Origin of the sequence: Bacillus sp. ILBB4 (assembly GCF_035064545.1) — a bacterium.
Lineage (GTDB): Bacteria > Bacillota > Bacilli > Bacillales > Bacillaceae_H > Priestia.
In genome coordinates, this window is record NZ_JAIQVD010000005.1 from 13,792 (window position 1) to 31,240 (window position 17,449).

Below are 17,449 nucleotides of genomic sequence, written 5' to 3' on the forward strand. Positions count from 1 at the left end.
AGGAGGCTACTATTATGCAATATGAAGGTGGACAATATGATGTTATTGTCATTGGAGCAGGTCATGCAGGTTGTGAAGCCGCACTTGCTTCTGCGCGTATGGGTGCTAAAACGTTAACGTTGACCATCAACTTAGACATGGTGGCATTTATGCCCTGCAACCCTTCTGTAGGCGGTCCTGCAAAAGGTATTGTCGTACGTGAAATTGATGCTCTTGGCGGAGAAATGGGTAGAAATATCGATAAAACTCATATTCAAATGAGAATGTTAAACACAGGAAAAGGTCCAGCTGTTCGAGCACTTAGAGCTCAAGCGGATAAATTTGCTTATCAGCATGAAATGAAAAAAACGTTAGAAAATGAAGAAAATCTAACGCTTATGCAAGGTATGGTAGAACAATTAATCGTAGAAGACGGTGTATGTACGGGCGTTGTCACTCAAACGGGAGCTGTGTATAAAGCTAAAACAGTTGTTATTACGACAGGGACATTCTTACGCGGGGAAATTATTTTAGGTGAACTAAAATATTCAAGCGGTCCTAATAATCAACAACCGGCTATTAAGCTTTCTGAACACTTAGAGGAGTTAGGGCTGGACATGGTCCGTTTTAAAACAGGAACTCCACCTCGTGTTAATAGCTCAACTATTGATTACAGCAAAACGGAGATTCAGCCTGGGGATGATGTGCCTCGTGCTTTCTCATACGAAACAACACAGTACATTACAGATCAACTGCCTTGCTGGTTAACATATACAAGTGAACAAACTCATCAAATTATTGATGACAACCTTCACTTATCTCCTATGTATTCTGGGATGATCAAAGGTACTGGACCACGCTACTGTCCATCTATTGAAGATAAGGTTGTGCGCTTTAATGATAAACCGCGCCACCAAATTTTCTTAGAGCCAGAAGGACGAAATACGCAAGAAGTATATGTTCAAGGACTATCAACAAGCCTTCCTGAGCACGTACAGCGTCAAATGCTTGCGACAATTCCTGGTCTTGAAAAAGTCCAAATGATGCGTGCGGGCTATGCTATTGAATATGATGCAATTGTTCCGACTCAGTTATGGCCAACGCTTGAAACGAAGAAAATTAAAAATCTTTATACGGCTGGACAAATTAACGGAACATCTGGTTATGAAGAAGCTGCAGGCCAAGGTCTTCTTGCTGGAATTAACGCGGGAAGAAGAGCGCTGGAACAAGAAGAAGTCATCTTAGGACGTTCTGATGCTTACATCGGTGTATTGGTGGATGATTTAGTAACAAAAGGAACAAATGAACCGTACCGTCTGCTAACGTCTCGTGCAGAATATCGTTTATTGCTTCGTCATGATAACGCTGATTTACGCCTTACTGAAATTGGTCGTGAACTAGGATTAATCAGCGATGAGCGCTATGCTAAATTTGAACAGAAGAAAGCGGAAATCGAGCAAGAGAAGAAACGTCTTTTCTCCTTTATTATTAAGCCGAATGAAGCTGTTCAACAACTGATTAAAGAAGCTGGCGGCAGCGAATTAAAAGATGGCATTCGTGCGACAGATTTACTTCGCCGTCCTGAAATGACATATACTCATATTCATCAATTAGCACCAGCTGATGAGACGGTAGATCCTGAAGTAGCTGAACAAGTAGAAATTCAGGTGAAATACGAAGGATATATTCAGAAATCACTTCAGCAAGTTGAACGCTTGAAGAAGTTAGAAAACAAAAAGATTCCTGATTATATTGATTATGATGCAATTAACGGTTTAGCTACAGAAGCACGTCAAAAATTAAACCAAGTGCGTCCACTAACGGTAGCGCAAGCATCACGTATTTCTGGAGTCAACCCAGCTGATATTTCAATCTTGCTTGTTTATATTGAACAAGGGCGCATCGCTAAAGTATCAAATGATTAAAACTCTTAGGCGCGAAGAAAGGGAAACTCAATGAATATTCAACAGTTTCAACAGCTATTAGAGGAAAAGGGAATTTCTCTTTCTTCTAAACAGCTGAATCAATTTGAAAAGTATTATCAAGTTTTAGTGGAATGGAACGAAAAAATGAATTTAACTGCTATCACTGATCACGGTGAAGTGTATGAAAAGCATTTTTACGATTCTATTTCAGCTGCTTTTTTTCAAGACTTTACAGAAATTGAATCCATGTGTGATGTAGGTGCAGGAGCAGGATTTCCAAGTATTCCGATCAAAATTTGCTTCCCGCATTTGCATGTAACAATCGTTGATTCGTTACAAAAGCGTATTACGTTTTTAACGCATCTTGTAAATGAGCTTGAACTAGACAATGTCACACTATGTCATGATCGAGCTGAAACATTTGGTAAAAGAGAAACGATTCGCGAGTCATTCGATCTTGTAACGGCAAGAGCCGTGGCGCGTATCTCGGTTCTTAATGAATTTTGCTTACCGCTTGTTAAAGAACGAGGACGCTTTTTAGCAATGAAAGGTGCTTCTGCCCCTGAGGAATTAAAAAATGGAGAAAAATCATTCCAAGTATTAGGTGGAAAAGTGAAGTCGATTGAACATTTCCAATTGCCTTTGGAGCAAAGTGAACGTTACATTATTTTAATAGACAAAATCAAGAAAACGCCTAAAAAATATCCTAGAAAACCTGGTACCCCAGTTAAGCTTCCACTAGAGTAGGTATTAAATAGATAGAGAAGAGAATGTTTCATATGAAACATTTTCTTCTCTATATTTTCTGTTTAGAAAGCAGGATATGATTAAAAAACATCGAATTAGTTTAAGGCGGGATTTTCCTGAAGGTGGTGTGGGACTATGAAATCTGCTTTTTCACGTTTTTTTAATTTAAAAGAAAAAGATGAGGATATTCATGTAGAGATTGAAACTGTCCAAGATGAAAATGTCGAAAAAGTTTTAAGAGATGAAGTAAAACAAATTAGGGTTTCAAGTATTATTCCGAATCGTTATCAGCCGCGTACTGTGTTTAATGAAGCAAAAATTGAAGAGCTAGCTCTTACTATTCATACACACGGTATTATTCAACCTATTGTGGTTCGACCGACTGAGGGCGAAGAATACGAATTAATTGCTGGAGAACGCCGGTGGAGAGCTGTACAAAGCTTAGGATGGGATACGGTTCCTGCAATTGTGAAACATTTTAACGATACAGAAACGGCCTCTGTGGCTTTAATAGAAAACTTACAACGTGAAGAGCTAACGGCTGTCGAAGAAGCACTAGCCTACGCAAAGTTAATTGAGTTACATAATCTTACCCAAGAGGCATTAGCTCAACGTTTAGGAAAAGGCCAATCCACAATTGCAAACAAGCTTCGTTTGTTAAAGCTTCCTGTTGAAATACAAGAAGCAATCAAACAAAAATTGATTACAGAGCGACATGCAAGAGCGCTCATTCCCCTCAAAAATCAAGAAAAACAACTTCAAGTATTAGCTGAGATTATTGAAAAACAATTAAATGTAAAACAAACGGAAGATCGAGTAGTTAAATTGTTAGAAACGCAGGTTAAAAAGCCACAAGCTAAAAGAAAAGCGTTTAGTAAAGATACGCGTATTGCAATGAATACAATTCGTCAATCCTTGACAATGGTTAGTGACAGCGGTATTTCATTAAACACGGAAGAAGAAGAGTTTGATGAATATTTTCAGTTTACTATTAAGATTCCGAAAAAATAAAGAAATAGCCCTCATCTTTTTTTGATGAGGCTTTTTTATCAAAGTTTTTCGTCAGAAAATTCAATGAACAATTAAACTGTCTGGACAAATGGGATGGAAATGAAAGTAGGTGACAACATGGGGAAAATTGTGGCAGTTGCGAATCAAAAAGGCGGAGTTGGAAAAACAACAACCGCTGTTAATTTAGGAGCTTGTTTAGCTGAACAAGGAAAAAAGGTTCTACTTGTAGATGGAGATCCACAGGGTAACGCTACGAGTGGAGTTGGCATAGATAAAGCAGATGTAGATGAATGTATTTACAATGTAGTAGTGGAAGATATGGAAGCCAAAAACGTTGTGCGTTCAACAGCCGTCGAAAATTTATCAATCATTCCCGCGACCATTCAATTAGCTGGTGCAGAAATTGAATTAGTGTCGACTATTTCACGTGAAGTTCGACTTAAGAGAGCTTTAGAAACGGTGAAAGATCACTTTGATTATGTTATTATTGATTGTCCCCCTTCTCTTGGTTTACTGACATTAAATGCTTTAACGGCAGCTGATTCTGTTTTAATACCTGTACAGTGTGAATATTATGCGCTTGAAGGATTAAGTCAACTGCTAAATACCGTTAGATTAGTCCAAAAACATTTGAATAATCAACTGCGTATCGAAGGTGTATTGTTGACTATGCTTGACGCACGCACAAATTTAGGACTGCAGGTAACAGCAGAAGTGAAGAAGTACTTTCAGGATCGCGTTTATCAAACGATTATTCCTCGAAATGTTCGTTTGAGCGAAGCACCTAGTCATGGTGAACCAATTATCTTATATGATGCAAGATCTAGAGGGGCCGCAGTTTATACGGAACTTGCAAAGGAAGTGATTTATAATGGCGAAAGGATTAGGGAAAGGAATTAATGCCTTATTTTCAGGCTTAGATGCACAGGCTGATGATTCAATTCAGGAAGTTGCTATTCACGAACTCAGACCCAACCCCTATCAACCACGTAAAACGTTTAATAAAGAAGCAATTAATGAGTTAAAGCAATCCATTTTACATCATGGCATCTTACAGCCTATTGTAGCTCGCAAAAGCATTAAAGGCTATGAAATCTTAGCGGGTGAAAGACGATTTAGAGCTGCTAAAGAAGCCGACCTTGCTACTGTTCCTGTTATTATAAAAGACTTTTCAGAAAAGCAAATGATGGAACTAGCTTTGTTGGAGAATTTACAGCGTGAAGATTTGACGCCAATTGAAGAAGCAACCGCTTATCAATTGCTTATGGATAAGCTCGATATGACACAGGAGCAACTTGCTACACGACTGGGAAAAAGCCGACCTCATATTGCTAACTATGTTCGCCTCTTGCAACTGCCTGAGGAAATTCAAACCCTCATTTCTACTAATGAATTGTCTATGGGCCACGGGCGTACGCTAGTCGGTTTGAAAAATAAAGCTCTTCTACCTAAAGTCGTTGAAAAAATACGCAAGGAACAATTGAATGTTAGACAGCTAGAGGCTTATATTGCCCACTTAAATAAAGCCGTTCCACGTGAAACATCAAAAACTAAAAAAGATAAAGATTTATTTATAAAACAAAGTGAAACACAGCTTCGTGAGCGTTTTGGTACCTCCGTTCACATTACACAAAGCAAGAAAAAAGGAAAAATTGAAATCGAATTTTTTTCTAAAGAAGATTTAAACCGTCTTCTTGAATTATTTAACGATCTTTCTCAGACTAACAAATCTTCTGTATAAAAAAGGTTGTCCTAGTTTTAGGACAACCTTTTTTATTGTTTATAATGTCTTACAGGTTGGTAAACCGAAGAATTATTAAACTCTTTCTCTCGTTCGTTGTGCGCAGTCTCAATACTTTTCGCAATTAAATCGGCAATGCACATAACGAGGTGAAGCCTCGTATTTTGCAAGACGAAAAACTCCATAAATCCGCTCACGTTGACAACCCCTGTTATATGAATATCCCCGACTGGCGGCAATTCTTTATTAACTCCTGCTCCTGGTTTAACGGGTCCTATTCCAAGTGATGCAGAGCCTACGCTTTTCATACGACCTAAACAAGCATCAATTCCAATAATAAAAGGATTCGGGAAAAGCTTTTGAATATGTTTTAACGTTTCTTTCAAATTAACAGCATGAACAGGCTCTTCTAACGTTCCAAAAATGTGAAAAGATGAAACTTTTTTTTCATTCAGTTTCGTTCCGACTAATGGACCCAATGAGTCCCCAGTTGAACGGTCCGTTCCAATACATACAAAAACAATTGGTCTGTCTTTCTGTGCTGGAAGTAAAGATAGTAACTGTGTACTCAGCTTCTTTGTAGCAGATTCTTCATCATGAAATACGCGGGTTGAATGTTGTGTCTTCTCAAAGAAGGGAGATTTTAAATTCATAGGGTCCACTCCTTATACATAATAGTAACAGTATACGAAGATTTTGAAGATTCTATACATATATTTCATGGATTGGGGGAAAATCGATGTGGAGAGCAGGATGTAAATGGATATTCTTAATTATGGGAACCATGATAGGCGCTGGGTATGCTTCAGGGAGAGAGCTATGGCAGTTTTTTGGCGAAGAAAGCGGACTTGCTATTTTTCTATTTTCTATTATTTTTGCGATTTCTTGCAATGTGATTATGCAAATCAGCTATCGCTACCGAACCAATCAATTTTACCCAGTGCTAATTGAATTAATAGGAAAGAGATGGGCTGCAGCCTATGATGTTTTAATCGTTTTTTATTTGTTTACGACGACGGTGATTATGATCGCGGGCGGCGGGGCGACATTGGAAATGTGGCATGTTCCTTATTGGTGGGGAATTGGCGCTCTTAGTGCGTTTATCGTCTTTGTTTTTTCAAGAGGATTAAATGGGCTTCTTTCTATCAATTCTTTCGTTATGCCAATCTTAATGATTGGACTAGCTGGCGTCCTTCTTACATTTGTTTTACGTCATCCTGGAGTAACAGATTGGCATCTTCAGCATAATTGGCCTGCTGCCTTTACCTTTACGGCTTTAAATATTCTTCCTCTTGTCGCGGTATTATCTACAATTGGAAAGGAAATTAAAAGCAAAAAAGAGATTTATATTGCAAGTGTTGGCAGTGGCTTTTTATTAGGGGGGCTCTCCTTTATTTATAATGAATCGCTTATTCAAGTTTCAGGCCTTCTTTCTTCCTATGAAATTCCATTATTCGCTATTCTTAAAGACTTTCCTTATACAATGCTGTTTTTAATGAGCATTGTTTTGCTCATTGCAATTTATACAACAGCCGTATCGGGAATCTTAGGACTGACCGCGCGTTTTCATACTGAAAAGGTGCAATCTCTTTGGAAACTGGCAGCCTGCTGGCTACTTTTAATGATTCCCTTTACAAAGTTAGGTTTTTCTACTTTGATTGCCGTTTTGTATCCAATGTATGGAATCGTCAATTTATTTTTAGTAACAGCCGTTCTATTATATCCATTTCGAAATCGCTACAAAAGTTCGTAGAAACTTGCTACAATAGATTAAAACTTTCTCGTATGTAGAGTATGTTACGATAGGAGCTACATGTAGTATGAATTCGTTGACGTCAGTTTTTAAGAACGTATTTGAGCCGTTTTTTCAAGAAGAAACGTGGGCACACATTGGAGAAGGCTTCATAAAAATTCTGTTGATTCTGCTTATTTCCATGTTTTTAATTCGAATTGGAAAGCAAGCGTTAAATAAATTTGTAGAGGTTCGCACAAATAGCCCTCTGCGTATTTCTGAGCGACGAGAAGCTACCATGGTCCGTTTGCTTCAGAATGTTTTTTCTTATGTTATTTATTTCGTTGCCGGAGTTATGATTTTAGAAACATTATCGGTAGATGTTCGAGGATTGCTAGCGGGGGCTGGAATCGTAGGGCTCGCGGTAGGGTTTGGTGCTCAAAACTTAGTGAAAGACATCATCACGGGATTTTTTATTATCTTTGAAGATCAGTTCTCCGTTGGCGATTATGTTCGAGTAGGAACATTTGAGGGAACTGTAGAAGAAATTGGGTTGCGAACAACAAAGATTAAGAGTTGGACAGGCGAAATTAATATTTTGCCCAATGGCAGTATTGTGGAGGTCACTAATTTTTCGTTACATAACAGCGTAGCTTTTGTTGATGTAAGCATTTCTTATGAAGAAAACATACAAAAAGCAGAACAAGTGATTTTAGAGCTCTTAGAAGAATTGCCAAGCCGCTATGAAGATATGGTTAAAACGCCTGAATTGCTGGGGGTTCAAAATATCCATGCAACTGAAGTCACAATGAGGATTACAAGCGAAGTAAAACCAATGAGGCATTTCCATATTTCTCGTATGATTCGTAAAGAAGTGCGTACAAGGCTAAATGAACATGGCATTGAAGTTCCATTTCCTCGTATGGTTATGTATAATCGTACAGAAGAAGCACAGCATTCGTCGACGTTGAAAGGGAAATAAGGGGGAGAGAGCTGATGACGGAAAAAGAATTTGGTTTAAATGACGTTGTGGAAATGAAAAAACCTCATCCTTGCGGTACAAATGAATGGAAAATCATTCGAATGGGAATGGATATCCGCATTAAATGTGAAGGCTGCGGCCACAGCGTAATGATTCCACGACGTGATTTTGCACGTAAAATGAAAAAAATTCTTGTAAAGCATGAGGAATAACCTCATGCATTTTCTATGTTTATGCCTTATACTGTAAGGTGGGACAAAATGAAGTATCTTAACATGATGCGACTAAAGGTTCTTTATTAAACTTGTATTTCAAAAGTTGACTCACTATAATTGTGACAGGTTAACTTGTTTCGGATATATAAAGAGGAGTGAATAAATATATGGCTTTAACAGCTGGAATTGTTGGTCTTCCGAACGTTGGAAAATCAACATTATTTAATGCAATTACACAAGCGGGCGCAGAATCTGCGAACTATCCTTTCTGTACGATTGATCCTAACGTGGGTATTGTAGAAGTACCTGATCATCGTCTTCAAAAACTTACAGAGCTTGTAAAACCTAAAAAAACAATTCCAACAGCATTTGAATTCACAGATATCGCTGGAATCGTAAAAGGTGCTAGTAAAGGTGAAGGTCTTGGAAACAAATTCTTATCTCATATTCGAGAAGTAGATGCAATTTGTCACGTTGTACGTTGTTTTGAAGATGAAAACATCACGCACGTTTCAGGAAAAGTAGACCCTATTTCAGATATTGAAACAATTAATTTAGAATTAATTTTAGCGGATTTAGAAACGGTAGAGAAGCGTATCGGCCGTGTTCAAAAAATGGCTAAACAAAAAGATAAAGAAGCAATGTATGAATACGAAATTCTAGAGAAACTAAAGAATGCATTTGAAAGTGATCAGCCAGCTCGTGCTGTATCATTTACAGAAGAACAAATGAAGTTAGTAAAACAATTTCACTTGCTAACGATCAAACCTATTCTTTATGTAGCAAACGTTGCTGAAGATGAAGTAGCCGATGCATCTGCTAACGAATATGTAGCAAAAGTGCGCGAGTATGCGGCAAGTGAAGGTGCAGAAGTAATCGTTGTTTGCGCACGCATTGAATCTGAAATTGCTGAACTTGAAGGAGAAGAAAAAGCAATGTTCCTTGAAGAATTAGGCATTGAACAGTCAGGTCTAGATCAGCTTGTACGTGCAGCGTACGATTTACTTGGATTAGCTACGTACTTTACAGCTGGTGAGCAAGAAGTACGGGCGTGGACGTTTACACAAGGTATGAAAGCTCCTGAGTGTGCAGGTATTATTCATACAGATTTTGAACGCGGATTTATTCGTGCAGAAACGGTATCATATGAAGACTTATTAGCTGCCAAAACAATGGGAGCAGCTCGTGAAGCCGGAAAAGTACGTTTAGAAGGAAAAGAATACATCGTAAAAGACGGAGACGTTATGCATTTCCGCTTTAACGTATAAGATTAAAAGCCGAAAGAAAATATTTTCTTTCGGCTTTTGTCGTATGTGAAAATATTAGCGTATATTTACGAAACAGGCGGCAATGCGTATTGCTTTGCCTATGGTAGTGTGCTATAATTTTAATTCGTGAGTAATATTTTATTGCTCCTTGCCCGTTTCGGGCCGTTAGACCAAAAGGAGGTGACAGTGATGAGAAAGTATGAAGTAATGTACATCATCCGTCCAAGCATTGATGACGAAGCAAAGAAAGCATTAGTTGAGCGCTTCAACGGCGTATTAACTGATAATGGTGCTGAAATCGCAAATGTTAAAGAATGGGGTAAACGTCGTTTAGCATACGAAATCAATGATTTCCGTGACGGTTACTACATGATTCTTGACGTGGCGGCTACTTCAGAAGCAGTTTCTGAATTTGATCGTCTTGCGAAAATCAACGAAGACATTATCCGTCATATCGTTGTTAAACAAGAAGCATAATTAAACGTTTAAATAAATTGGGTTTTATTTCCTTAAGGAGTGGTTCTGATGATGAATCGCGTAATTCTCGTAGGACGCTTAACCAAAGATCCTGAATTACGTTATACCCCGAGTGGAGCAGCGGTTGCAACATTCACTTTAGCGGTAAACCGCACATTTACAAATCAGCAAGGTGAACGTGAAGCTGACTTCATCAACTGTGTTGTATGGCGTCGTCAGGCTGAAAATGCAGCCAATTTCCTTAAAAAAGGAAGTTTAGCTGGTGTTGATGGTCGACTACAATCTCGCAGTTACGAAGGACAAGACGGTCGTCGTGTATACGTAACGGAAGTTGTAGCGGAAAGTGTGCAATTTTTAGAGCCGAAAAGTGGCGGTGGGGATACGCAACGCAGTAACTTTGCTAACACTGGAGGATCTGGACAAGGCTCTCCATTTGGAGATAATCAGAACCGTAACTCAGGTAATCAAGGTTATACTCGCGTTGATGATGATCCATTTGCAAATAATGGCGAGACAATTGACATTTCTGATGACGATTTACCGTTTTAATTCGCAGTAGATTATCCGGAGTATAAAATTTTATAGAAACTTTTAAGCGGAAGGAGGCGTATCAAAATGGCAGGTGGACGTAAAGGTGGACGCAACAGACGTCGTAAAGTTTGTTTCTTCACAGCAAACGGCATCACTCACATCGATTACAAAGATGTAGATATGCTTAAAAAATTCGTTTCAGAGCGTGGTAAAATTTTACCTCGTCGTGTAACTGGAACAAGCGCTAAATACCAACGTAAATTAACGATCGCTATCAAACGCGCTCGTCAAATGGCATTATTACCATATGTTTCTGGTGAATAATGAACGGTATAAAAAGAGGCAGTAAGGATTCCCTTACTGCCTCTTTTTACATTACATAGGTACTCTTTCGCCAAATAGTTGCTTCTTACTAACTGAATCGATAAAATAAATAATAGTCTATATCAACGAGGTGAAGTTGTGAAAGGAATTCGATATATTACAGAAGGAGCAGCTCTTTTAGCGCTGTTTGTGGCGCTGTTGCTTTTTTCACTATACATACCTGTTGTGGGAACCATTTTTCAACTAGCGCTAGCTGTTCCATTTATTGTGTATACCGTTCGTCATGGGTGGAAAAAGGCAATATTATTTTTAGTAGTAGGGTTGTTATTGACTTTGTTATTTGGAAATGTGTTGACTCTTCCTTTTACATTTGTATTTGGTATTGGTGGATTAGCAATAGGAATGCTTTACCGACAAAAACAAAAAAGGTATACCATTTTACTAGGCGGCACGGTTGCATTTAGTTTAGGTTTACTTTTATTGTTCGTAGGAGCAAATGTCATTTTTAATGTTAATTTAATGGAGCAAATAAATAATGCTTTAGATCAATCGATTAATCAAAGTATTGAAATGATGAAAAGTTTAGGACAAGACGTTAAGGAATCTCAAATTGACCAAATGAGAGATGCATTTGATATGTTTAAAAATCTGTTGCCTCTATTAATTGTTATAGGTGGAGTTATTCTGGCCTTTTTCTCTCAGCTTATTGCTACGCCTATTCTTAAAAGAACAGGTTATGAGGTGCAAGCATTCCCGCCTTTTCGTGAATTCAAACTTCCTAAAAGTATTCTATGGTATTATTTGATTGCATTAATCTTATCCTTCCCATCTTTTAATATTGAACAAGGTACATTTATGTACGTAGCTATTATCAACATCGTGATGGGACTGCAAATGTTAGTAGTGTTACAAGGGATCTCTTTTATTTTCTATTTCTCACATCAAAAAGGGTATCCCAAAGCAATTCCAATTGTTGTAACAATTTTAGCATTAATTATTCCAATTATCCTTCAAATTGTGCGCATCTTAGGTATAATTGATTTAGGATTTAATTTAAGAAAACAATTAGACACAAAAAAGTAGATATTGTGGAACTTAAAAAAGTAGGAGCTGAAATGGATGCCTGTCTTTACAAAAAAGAACGTCATTCGCTATCCATTTTACTCATTGTATAGTATAGCTCTGATTTTAGTAGGTATCGTGACCTATCATAATTGGATCATAGGAATGATAGGCTTTATATTACTATTAGCCTGTCTTTTTCTATACATGAGAATGGAGCGAATGCTGTCCGATGAGTTTGAAACCTATATTTCAATGCTGTCTCATCGGCTGAAAAAAGTAGGCGAAGAGGCATTAATGGAAATGCCGATTGGGATTATGTTGTTTAATGATGAATATCAAATTGAATGGACCAATCCTTTTCTAGCATCTTGTCTCGGTGAAGACACACTAGTGGGAAGATCATTATACGATGTAGCCGAAAGCATTATTCCACTGATCAAACAAGAAGTGGAAACAGAAGTTGTCACATTGCATGATCGGAAATTCAAAGTGGTGATTAAACGAGACGAGCGCTTACTGTACTTCTTTGATATTACAGAGCAAATAGAAATCGAAAAATTGTATGAAGAAGAACGAACAAGTTTAGGAATTATCTTCTTAGATAATTATGATGAACTAACGCAAGGAATGGATGATCAAGTTAAAAGTAACTTGAATAGCCAAGTAACCTCAATGTTAAATAATTGGGCTCAAGAATACGGTATTTTTATTAAACGTACGTCTTCTGAAAAGTTTATTGCGATTATGAATGAACAAATCTTAATTCATTTAGAGCGAAGTAAATTTTCTATCTTAGACCAAGTTCGAGAAGAGACGTCTAAACAAAATATACCGCTTACATTGAGTATCGGTATTGGGGCTGGTGCGGCTGATTTACCCGAACTGGGTGCTTTGGCTCAATCTAGCTTGGATTTGGCCTTAGGTCGTGGTGGAGATCAAGTAGCGATTAAACAGCCGAATGGAAAAGTGAAATTCTTTGGGGGTAAGACAAACCCAATGGAAAAACGGACGCGCGTACGTGCAAGGGTTATTTCTCACGCGTTAAAAGAGCTCATTACAGAGAGTGGAAAAGTGATTATCATGGGTCATAAGTATCCGGATATGGATGCTGTAGGAGCTGCTATTGGGATACTAAAAGTAGCTCAAGTAAATCAGAAAGACGGTTTTATTGTATTAGATCCTGATCATATCGACACAGGTGTTCAGCGAATGCTGGAAGAGATTAAAAAGAAAGAAGGCCTGTGGGAACGATTTATTACGCCTGAAGAAGCCTTAAATCTTGTGAGTGATGATACTCTTTTAGTAGTAGTAGATACGCATAAGCCGTCCCTGGTTATTGAAGAAAGGTTATTAAATCGTATTGAAAATGTCGTGGTCATTGATCATCATAGACGAGGAGAAGACTTTATCGAAGATCCTCTTCTTGTCTATATGGAGCCATATGCTTCCTCGACAGCAGAACTCGTTACTGAGCTTCTTGAATACCAGCCAAAACGATTTAAAATTGATATGCTAGAAGCAACAGCACTTTTAGCCGGTATTATTGTCGATACAAAAAGCTTTACATTACGCACGGGATCTCGTACGTTTGATGCAGCGTCCTTTTTACGTTCTCAAGGCGCAGATACGGTTCTTGTTCAAAAGTTTTTAAAAGAAGATATCACACAATATGTACAGCGAGCACGCTTTATTGAACATGCAGAGATTTATATAGCAGGTATTGCCATTTCACGAGCTGAACCAAACAAAATGTATGATCAAGTGTTAATTGCGCAAGCTGCAGATACGCTGCTTTCAATCAGCGGAGTGGTTGCTTCGTTTGTTATTTCTAAGCGACGGGATAATCTAATTGGCATTAGTGCTAGATCGCTGGGAGATATCAATGTACAAGTTATTATGGAAAGTCTCCAAGGCGGAGGCCACTTAACGAATGCTGCTACTCAGCTTCAAGACATTAGTTTGGATGAAGCTGAAGAACGGCTTAAACAAGCAATTGATGAGTACTTAGATGGGGGTAAAAAATCATGAAAGTAATTTTCTTAAAAGATGTAAAAGGAAAAGGCAAAAAAGGTGAAGTGAAAAATGTTTCAGACGGTTATGCACATAACTTCTTATTAAAAAATGGTTATGCTGTTGAAGCTACAGGCGGTAATGTGAAAGTATTAGAAGCACAAAAAAATAGAGAGCAAAAAGATGCAGCTGCAGAACTTCAAGCAAACAAAGAGTTAAAAGCAACTCTTGAAGAACTAACAGTTGAATTAACAGCAAAATCTGGTGAAGGTGGCCGTTTATTCGGTTCTATCACAAGCAAACAAATTGCTGAAGAATTAAAGAAAAAGCACAAAATTAAAGTAGATAAGCGTAAAATTGAATTAAATGATGCAATTCGCGCATTAGGCTACACAAATGTACCGGTTAAATTACACCCGGAAGTAACGGCTACGGTAAAGGTACACGTGACTGAACAAAAATAAACGTAAGATTGAGAAATAAGTAAATAATATAAAGGGTTGGCGCGGACTTGTATTTGTTCGCGCCAACATTTATGATGAAAGAAAATACTGAAAGAATATAAGAGGGGCATAGAAATATGAGTGATCTTTTTGCTGATCGTCTTCCGCCTCAGAATATTGAAGCAGAGCAAGCGCTATTAGGGGCCATTTTCTTAGAGCCTTCTTCTTTAACCTTAGCATCTGAACTGCTAATACCTGAAGATTTTTACCGGGCATCGCACCAGAAAATCTTTACATGTATGCTGAAACTTTCTGACCAAGGTGAACCGGTTGATTTGGTAACGGTAACGTCTGAATTAGCTGACCAAAAAATCCTAGAAGAAGTTGGCGGCGTATCGTATTTAAGTGATTTAGCTAACTCTGTTCCAACGGCTGCAAACGTAGAGTATTACGGTAAAATCGTAGAAGAAAAGTCGATTTTACGCCGTTTAATTCGTACTGCAACGCATATTGCTTCAGAAGGATATGCAAGGGAAGACGAAGTGGAAGTTTTATTAAATGAAGCGGAAAAAAACATTTTAGAAGTAGCACAGCGTAAAAACAGCGGTGTGTTTCAAAATATCAAAGATGTACTTGTACAAACGTACGATGATATCGAAGTTCTTCACAATCGAAAAGGTGACATTACAGGTATCCCAACCGGGTTTAGTGATTTAGATAGAATGACAGCAGGGTTCCAGCGAAATGATTTAATCATTGTAGCGGCTCGACCATCTGTAGGTAAAACGGCTTTTGCCTTAAATATTGCGCAAAACGTTGCAACGAAAACGGATGAGAACGTAGCCATCTTCAGTTTAGAGATGGGTGCTCAGCAGCTTGTTATGAGGATGCTGTGTGCGGAAGGAAATATTGATGCACAAAGGCTGCGTACAGGTTCGCTTACAGCTGATGACTGGGGAAAGCTCACTATGGCAATGGGATCTTTGTCCAATGCAGGGATTTATATTGATGATACACCGGGTATTCGTGTAGGTGAAATTCGTTCTAAGTGTCGTCGCTTGAAACAAGAAGGCGGGCTTGGGATGATTTTAATTGACTACTTACAGCTCATTCAAGGAAATGGACGAAGCGGAGAAAACCGACAGCAGGAAGTATCTGAAATTTCTCGTGCGTTAAAAGCTTTAGCTCGTGAATTAGAAGTTCCTGTTATCGCCTTATCACAGCTTTCCCGTGGAGTAGAGCAAAGACAAGATAAGCGACCAATGATGTCTGATATCCGTGAATCCGGAAGTATTGAGCAGGATGCCGATATCGTAGCTTTCTTATATCGTGAAGACTATTATGAAAAAGATACAGAAAATCAAAATATTATCGAGATTATTATAGCCAAGCAGCGTAACGGTCCAGTTGGAACCGTACAGCTTGCCTTTGTAAAAGAGTACAATAAATTCGTTAATCTCGAGCGGCGCTTTGATGACGCAGGAGTGCCGCCTGGTGCATAAAACCTCTCAATATGAGAGGTTTTATTTTATTGTTATCGCATTCGTTCCGCAAAATACGATATATTTGTAATAACTTTTGTTAAATCGTTCGGATTTAATTGACTTTAGCGTGATAAATTGATACACTTATCCATGGTTAAATTATGTCGTAGTGAGCTGTTGCTTACTAAGCGGAGGTGCTTAAGATATGTCTTCAGTCGTTGTAGTAGGAACACAATGGGGAGATGAAGGAAAAGGGAAGATTACAGACTTCCTATCAGAAAATGCAGAAGTGATTGCACGTTACCAAGGTGGGAACAATGCAGGTCATACAATTAAGTTTAATGGTGAAACTTATAAGTTACATTTAATTCCTTCAGGTATTTTTTATAATGACAAAACATGTGTAATTGGAAACGGTATGGTTGTTGATCCAAAAGCGCTTGTTCAAGAATTAAAATACTTACATGATCGCGGTGTAACAACAGAAAACTTACGTATTAGTAACCGAGCTCATGTGATTCTTCCGTATCATTTAAAATTAGATGAAGTTGAAGAAGAACGTAAAGGTGAAAATAAGATTGGTACAACGAAAAAAGGTATTGGACCAGCTTATATGGATAAAGCAGCACGTGTTGGTATTCGAATTGCCGATTTACTAGACCGTGAAGTATTTGAAGCAAAATTAACACAAAACTTAGCTGAAAAGAATCGCCTTCTTGAAAAAATGTATGAAGTAGAAGGCTTTACATTAGAAGAAATTTTAGATGAGTACTATGAGTATGGTCAACAAGTTGCAAAATATGTTGTTGACACATCAGTAGTATTAAATGATGCGTTAGACGAAGGACGTCGTGTACTATTTGAAGGCGCACAAGGTGTTATGTTAGATATCGACCAAGGAACATATCCATTTGTTACATCTTCAAACCCAGTAGCGGGTGGAGTAACAATTGGTTCTGGTGTAGGTCCATCTAAAATCAAACACGTTGTAGGTGTATCAAAAGCGTATACAACTCGTGTTGGTGACGGTCCTTTCCCAACTGAATTAACAAACGAAATCGGTGATCAAATCCGTGAAGTAGGACGTGAATATGGTACAACAACTGGTCGTCCTCGCCGTGTAGGTTGGTTCGACAGTGTAGTTGTACGCCATGCTCGTCGCGTTAGCGGAATCACAGATTTATCTTTAAACTCAATTGATGTATTAACGGGAATTGAGACATTAAAGATTTGTGTAGCTTACCGTTATAAAGGGGAAGTTATGGAAGAATTCCCTGCCAGCTTAAAAACACTTGCAGAATGCGAACCTGTATATGAAGAGCTTCCAGGTTGGACAGAAGATATTACGGGTGTGAAAACATTAGATGAGTTACCTGATAACGCTCGCCACTACTTAGAGCGAGTGTCTCAATTAACAGGTATTCCTTTATCTATTTTCTCTGTAGGTCCAGATCGCACACAAACAAATGTATTACGTGGTGTATATAGCTAAATAAAAAAGGTTAGCTCCTCGTG

General features: G+C 38.2%; 18 protein-coding genes. 17 read left to right on the plus strand and 1 reads right to left on the minus strand.

Annotation, left to right across the window (positions count from 1 at the left end; all coding sequences use genetic code 11):
* Positions 1-14: 14 nt before the first annotated feature.
* From mnmG to LAV82_RS21005, 5 genes are all read left to right on the plus strand, one after another.
* Entirely contained in the window at positions 15-1,904 is a 1,890-nt protein-coding gene (mnmG, locus tag LAV82_RS20985; RefSeq protein WP_013059925.1) for a tRNA uridine-5-carboxymethylaminomethyl(34) synthesis enzyme MnmG, read from the plus strand.
* Between the two features lie 30 nt (positions 1,905-1,934).
* A complete protein-coding gene (rsmG, locus tag LAV82_RS20990) occupies positions 1,935-2,651 on the plus strand; it encodes a 16S rRNA (guanine(527)-N(7))-methyltransferase RsmG (RefSeq protein WP_499716851.1) in 717 nt (238 codons plus the stop codon).
* A gap of 135 nt (positions 2,652-2,786) precedes the next feature.
* On the plus strand, positions 2,787-3,662 hold the full coding sequence (noc, locus tag LAV82_RS20995) for a nucleoid occlusion protein (RefSeq protein WP_211078653.1): 876 nt from the start codon (positions 2,787-2,789) through the stop codon (positions 3,660-3,662).
* A 117-nt stretch (positions 3,663-3,779) separates the two neighbouring features.
* Positions 3,780-4,562 (plus strand): ParA family protein, encoded by a 783-nt coding sequence (locus LAV82_RS21000; protein WP_013059922.1) that lies wholly within the window; start codon positions 3,780-3,782, stop codon positions 4,560-4,562.
* Complete coding sequence (locus tag LAV82_RS21005) at positions 4,534-5,403, plus strand: ParB/RepB/Spo0J family partition protein (RefSeq protein ID WP_013059921.1); 870 nt, start codon at positions 4,534-4,536, stop codon at positions 5,401-5,403. The genes LAV82_RS21000 and LAV82_RS21005 overlap by 29 nt, the downstream gene beginning before the upstream one ends.
* A gap of 32 nt (positions 5,404-5,435) precedes the next feature.
* Here LAV82_RS21005 and yyaC read toward each other — a convergent pair whose 3' ends face one another.
* Positions 5,436-6,056 (minus strand): spore protease YyaC, encoded by a 621-nt coding sequence (gene yyaC / locus LAV82_RS21010; protein WP_013059920.1) that lies wholly within the window; start codon positions 6,054-6,056, stop codon positions 5,436-5,438.
* Between the two features lie 86 nt (positions 6,057-6,142).
* Here yyaC and LAV82_RS21015 point away from each other — a divergent pair, with 86 nt between their 5' ends.
* The 12 genes from LAV82_RS21015 to LAV82_RS21070 all read left to right on the plus strand — a co-directional run bounded on the left by LAV82_RS21015 (position 6,143) and on the right by LAV82_RS21070 (position 17,426).
* Positions 6,143-7,156 (plus strand): YkvI family membrane protein, encoded by a 1,014-nt coding sequence (locus LAV82_RS21015; protein WP_013059919.1) that lies wholly within the window; start codon positions 6,143-6,145, stop codon positions 7,154-7,156.
* Between the two features lie 67 nt (positions 7,157-7,223).
* Complete coding sequence (locus LAV82_RS21020; protein WP_029319512.1) at positions 7,224-8,117, plus strand: mechanosensitive ion channel family protein; 894 nt, start codon at positions 7,224-7,226, stop codon at positions 8,115-8,117.
* Positions 8,118-8,131: 14 nt separating this feature from the next.
* On the plus strand, positions 8,132-8,329 hold the full coding sequence (locus LAV82_RS21025) for a DUF951 domain-containing protein (protein WP_013059917.1): 198 nt from the start codon (positions 8,132-8,134) through the stop codon (positions 8,327-8,329).
* A 170-nt stretch (positions 8,330-8,499) separates the two neighbouring features.
* A complete protein-coding gene (gene ychF / locus LAV82_RS21030; protein WP_028411917.1) occupies positions 8,500-9,600 on the plus strand; it encodes a redox-regulated ATPase YchF in 1,101 nt (366 codons plus the stop codon).
* 189 nt (positions 9,601-9,789) lie between these two features.
* Positions 9,790-10,077, plus strand: coding sequence for a 30S ribosomal protein S6 (gene rpsF, locus LAV82_RS21035; RefSeq protein ID WP_013059915.1), 288 nt, complete (start codon positions 9,790-9,792; stop codon positions 10,075-10,077).
* Between the two features lie 48 nt (positions 10,078-10,125).
* Positions 10,126-10,626 carry a single-stranded DNA-binding protein gene (gene ssb, locus LAV82_RS21040; RefSeq protein ID WP_013059914.1) on the plus strand — a complete coding sequence of 167 codons (501 nt, stop codon included), beginning with the start codon at positions 10,126-10,128 and terminating at the stop codon, positions 10,624-10,626.
* A gap of 66 nt (positions 10,627-10,692) precedes the next feature.
* Positions 10,693-10,932 carry a 30S ribosomal protein S18 gene (gene rpsR, locus LAV82_RS21045; RefSeq protein WP_013059913.1) on the plus strand — a complete coding sequence of 80 codons (240 nt, stop codon included), beginning with the start codon at positions 10,693-10,695 and terminating at the stop codon, positions 10,930-10,932.
* 138 nt (positions 10,933-11,070) lie between these two features.
* Entirely contained in the window at positions 11,071-12,015 is a 945-nt protein-coding gene (locus LAV82_RS21050) for a YybS family protein (RefSeq protein ID WP_211078649.1), read from the plus strand.
* A gap of 36 nt (positions 12,016-12,051) precedes the next feature.
* A complete protein-coding gene (locus LAV82_RS21055; RefSeq protein ID WP_211078648.1) occupies positions 12,052-14,025 on the plus strand; it encodes a DHH family phosphoesterase in 1,974 nt (657 codons plus the stop codon).
* Positions 14,022-14,471 (plus strand): 50S ribosomal protein L9, encoded by a 450-nt coding sequence (rplI, locus tag LAV82_RS21060; protein WP_013059910.1) that lies wholly within the window; start codon positions 14,022-14,024, stop codon positions 14,469-14,471. Before LAV82_RS21055 ends, rplI begins: the two co-directional genes overlap by 4 nt.
* 116 nt (positions 14,472-14,587) lie before the next feature.
* Positions 14,588-15,952: a replicative DNA helicase gene (dnaB, locus tag LAV82_RS21065; RefSeq protein WP_013059909.1), complete on the plus strand. Its 1,365-nt coding sequence runs from the start codon at positions 14,588-14,590 to the stop codon at positions 15,950-15,952.
* 187 nt (positions 15,953-16,139) lie between these two features.
* A complete protein-coding gene (locus tag LAV82_RS21070; RefSeq protein WP_013085553.1) occupies positions 16,140-17,426 on the plus strand; it encodes an adenylosuccinate synthase in 1,287 nt (428 codons plus the stop codon).
* The last annotated feature ends 23 nt before the right edge of the window (positions 17,427-17,449 follow it).